Annotated in this window: 6 protein-coding genes; all 6 read left to right on the top strand. The window is 24.8% G+C overall.

What is annotated here, in order from left to right; all coding sequences use genetic code 4:
- The coding region (locus tag BU00_RS05285; RefSeq protein ID WP_027121506.1) for a restriction endonuclease subunit S at nucleotides 1-186 on the top strand (186 nt) is incomplete at its 5' end.
- 45 nt (nucleotides 187-231) lie between these two features.
- Nucleotides 232-1,497, top strand: coding sequence for a serine--tRNA ligase (serS, locus tag BU00_RS0103635; RefSeq protein ID WP_027121505.1), 1,266 nt, complete (start codon nucleotides 232-234; stop codon nucleotides 1,495-1,497).
- Nucleotides 1,497-2,321, top strand: coding sequence for an HAD family hydrolase (locus BU00_RS0103630; RefSeq protein WP_027121504.1), 825 nt, complete (start codon nucleotides 1,497-1,499; stop codon nucleotides 2,319-2,321). Before serS ends, BU00_RS0103630 begins: the two co-directional genes overlap by 1 nt.
- 10 nt (nucleotides 2,322-2,331) lie before the next feature.
- A complete protein-coding gene (locus tag BU00_RS0103625) occupies nucleotides 2,332-2,859 on the top strand; it encodes a hypothetical protein (protein WP_027121503.1) in 528 nt (175 codons plus the stop codon).
- Nucleotides 2,860-2,982: 123 nt separating this feature from the next.
- Nucleotides 2,983-3,672 (top strand): PQ-loop domain-containing transporter, encoded by a 690-nt coding sequence (locus BU00_RS0103620; RefSeq protein WP_027121502.1) that lies wholly within the window; start codon nucleotides 2,983-2,985, stop codon nucleotides 3,670-3,672.
- Nucleotides 3,673-3,873: 201 nt separating this feature from the next.
- On the top strand, nucleotides 3,874-4,053 hold a 180-nt coding region (locus BU00_RS04780; protein WP_036459110.1), incomplete at its 3' end, for a hypothetical protein.

Genomic DNA, 4,053 nt, shown 5'->3' with positions numbered 1-4,053 from the left:
GTCAATCAAACAAATTTAAGTATAAACCAAATTAAAATTACACCAGTTTATTTTCCTAGTGTTCCAGAACAACAAAAAATTGCAAAACTCTTTTCTACTCTTGATAACGTCATTAAACTAAACAAGCAAAAACTTGAAAAATTACAAAATATTAAAACAACATTATTACAAAAAATGTTTGTATAAATTATTCGCATAATAATATAGTAAAATAATAAAATAAGGAGAATTATGTTAGATATTAAATTCATTCAAAATAATAAAGAAAAAGTAAGAAAAGGACTTGAATCAAGAGGTTTTGATTTAAGTATATTTGATGAATTACTAAATATTCTTGAAATCCGTGGTGCAAAAATGAGTGAAGCTCAAAGCAAAAAAGCACAATTAAATACACTTTCAAAAGATTTTGGTATATATAAAAATGATAAAGAAAAAATTAACCAATTAAAAGATTTAATAGCAAAAACTAAACAAGAAGAAACTCAATTATCAAATGAAGCTGAAGAGTTAAATAATAAAATGAATACTCTACTTGCTCAAATTCCTAATTTACCACTTGATCTTGTACCAGTTGGTCAAGATGAATCTGAAAACGTTATTTTAGAAACAAAGGATCATCTTGGTAGGGGTTTAGTAACTAATGTGCTAAGCCATTATGAAGTTGCTGAAAAACTTAATATTATTGATATAGAAAGAGCGGTTAAACTTTCAGGTTCAAGATATGTTATTTATAAAAATGATGGAGCAAAACTTGTTAGAGCATTAATTAATTTTATGTTAGATGTACATACATCTAATGGATATACTGAGTTTAATACTCCAGTAATAGTTAATGATAATATTTTGTTTGGTACAGGACAATTACCTAAATTTAAAGAAGACTTATATAAACTTGAAAATTCTAATCAATATTTAATCCCTACAGCAGAAGTTACTTTAACAAATATTCATAATAATGAAATAGTAGATTTATCAAAACCATTTAAAGCAACAGCATATACTGAATGCTTTAGATCAGAAGCTGGATCGTCTGGTAAAGATACCAAGGGTATTTTGAGACAGCATCAATTTAAAAAGATTGAACTTGTAAAAGTCACAAATTCAGAATCTGCTTATTCTGAATTTAAATTAATGTTAGAAGATGCAAAAAGCATTTTAGAAAAACTTGAAATCCCTTATAGAGTATTACAATTATGTACTGGTGATATGGGGTTTTCATCAAGACAAACAATTGACTTAGAATTATGACTTCCATCTGAAAATAGATTTAGAGAAGTTTCTAGTGTAAGCTATATGGGTGATTTCCAAGCAAGAAGAGCTATGATTCGTTTTAGAAATGAAAACAATCAAACAGAATATGCACATACAATGAACGGGTCAGCATTAGCTGTTGACAGAGTAATTGCTTGTATTTTAGAACAATATCAAAATCCGGATGGAAGCATATCAGTTCCAAAAGCATTAATTCCATATATGGGTAAAGAGGTAATTAAATAATGAATAAAGTTTTTGCATTTGATTTAGACGGAACACTTTTAAGAAGTGATAACACAATTCATCCATATACTTATGAGGTATTATCAAAATTAAAACAAAAAGGCCACAGATTAATTGTGGCAACAGGACGTGGTTTACAAAAGGTTTTACCTTTATTAAAAGATAAAACACTTGATTTATTTGAATATATTGTTTGTTCAAATGGTGGTTTAGCATACGATGTGCAAAATCAAAAAATCTTATACCAAAACACTGTTAGTGCAGATATTTTGCCAATTATGTTAGAAATACATGAAAAATATGATTCTATTCTTGCAGTAGATACAGAAAGTTTTAATGGAACTGTTTTACCTAACAACAAAATTCCAGAATGAATTAATACAAAAAACTTAATGGATTTAAATATTTTAAATTTATATACTAAACAAGAATTAATTGATATTACATACAAAAACAAAAACTCAATCACACAAATCGCTTTAAGAAACAACAACGATATAGCACAAGAAATTACAAATGAAGTTAAAGAAAAAGTTAAAGATTTTAACTGTGAAGTGTATTTAACAAATGGTGTTTATACTGATGTTAATCCATTAAATTCTTCTAAATTTAATGGATTAAAATATATTTTAGAATTACTTCAAAAAACTGAAAAAGATTTAATTGCTTTTGGTGATAGTGGAAACGATATTGATATGCTTGTAAACGCTTCTTGTGGTTATGCTATGGGCAATGCTACTGAGGATGCTAAAAAACAAGCAAATCACGTTATTAAAGATCATAATACCGACACTATTGGTAAAACTCTAGAACAATTTATTTAAAGAAGATTTTATGAAAGACCGTTTTAACAGAATTTTAGGAATATCATATTTAACCAGTTTTGCTATTTTACTTTTATTCTTTATAACATTTTTTCCTATGTATAATACCGGATTGTTTTTTGATAATACAAACACTTTAAAACCAACCGGAAGTTCAAGACCAATCTGAGCACATTTTTTAATGCATCATATAAGTAATGTTTTAATAAATATTTTTATTATTTTATTTAGTTTTGGATATTTATTCTTTGTGTCTAAAAATGATTTTATGACTTCAATCTTTCCTTTTTTTAGAAAAAATAAACTAAAAATTAAGGATAACAAATTTTCTTTTAAGAAGAAAATAATCTTGTCAATTATTAGTTTAATATTGTTAGGTTTCCATATATTTAATTTTGTTATTTCAATAATTTCTTATGAAAGAGAAGTATATTGATATATTTTTATATTAGTTATATTTATCCTTACAACTATTAATTTCATTATATTTTATGTTAATTTGATTTTTGTTAAGTATTGTAAAATAATTGCTCATTAAAACAAAAAAAGTTAAACTTTTAATACTATTTTTAGGTATTAAAAGTTTTTTTATTCAAAAATTAAGCACATAGATGTTGTAATAATAAAAATACAATAAAAAAGTTTTTAGTATAATTTAAATATGTTACAAATAGTTACAACTTTAAGTTGGATATCAGCAGTTATTGTTATGACGCTTGGTATTCCACAATTAATCAAATTACTAACAACAAAAAACACAGGAAAGGTTAATTTTATTTCATTTTGAATATTCCATACTGGAATTTTATTATGACTTATTTGGTCTTCATTGGGATCACCTTTATTATTAAGTACATTTGTGGCTAACACAGTTTGTTTGGTTATCCATTCTATAATGTTATTCTTTTTATATTACTATAAAAAAGAATATAGTCAAACTAAAAAAATGATTGGTTATATGGGGATAGGAGCAATGTTAGCTGTTGGTGCAACATTCTTTGTTTTACACTGAATTTTAGGTGAAGTTTATACAAAAGATGCACAAACAACAATGGGATTAATTTTCCCTGCATTTACAACACTTGCTTTCTTGCCTCAATTAATTTTTTCTATAAGAAAAAATGCTTGAAAAGGTTTATCAATCTGAATGTTTGTTTTATATGAACTTAATAATATAGTATGAATTTTATTCTGAATTTTCTCAATTATATACAATATAAGTATAAAAGGGTCAATTGGACCTTTTGTAGGTGGATTGATTTGACAATTAATTTCATTTACTTTATTTGGTATTCAATTCTACTTTACATTAAGATATTCAATGAACGAAAAGAGAAAAAAAGCAAAATAATATTGCAATTTATAATTGCAATATTATTTTTAAAATCTTTTTTGTGTATTAATTTTAAACTTTCAGTAATTTATTATACTAACGCACTTTTACTTTTTAAAAGTGCGTTTTTTACCAAAAATTTATAAAAAAAATATTTTTTTATTTTGTTTTTTAAAATAATTTAGTATAATACTTATACTAATAAAAAAAGGACATTTTATGATAGAAAAATTTAAAAAAGTTTTAATACCAACTGGCGCAAAAATAAGTAAAAGAAAAAACGCTTGATATGTTCAAGTTGTCACAAAAAGAGAGTACATAAAAGAAAAAAAGTATTATAAAGAAACAAAAGTTGCAGTAGGAAGAGTTCTAAAAACTAGCGATGATGAAAAATATATG

This window comes from Mycoplasma leonicaptivi ATCC 49890, from assembly GCF_000622205.1.
GTDB lineage: Bacteria > Bacillota_I > Bacilli_A > Mycoplasmatales > Metamycoplasmataceae > Mycoplasmopsis > Mycoplasmopsis leonicaptivi.
This window is presented reverse-complemented; position numbering and strand designations above follow the sequence as displayed.